Here is a 214-nt window from a genome sequence, read left to right on the forward strand (position 1 = left end):
GGCTACTATGTTATTAATACCATTTGTTAATCTTTCATAACTAATTTTTTCATTGCTTTTAATTTTTAATTTACCTAAAACATATGAACGCGTGTAGTTATTTAAACCATTAATTTTTATATTATTAATTAAAACACTGTCCTGTAAGTGTGGTTTTATTTTTTCTTTTGAATGTTGCTTATCACTTAAATTACTCAATGCTTTTAATTGGTTT

1 protein-coding gene is annotated in these 214 nt (G+C 22.9%); it reads right to left on the reverse strand.

Features of this window, described 5'->3' with window-relative positions; translation table 11 throughout:
• A partial coding sequence (locus FUA24_RS25410) for a hypothetical protein (RefSeq protein ID WP_222861319.1) occupies positions 1-214 on the reverse strand: 214 nt, incomplete at both ends.

It is taken from the genome of Seonamhaeicola marinus (assembly GCF_008085455.1).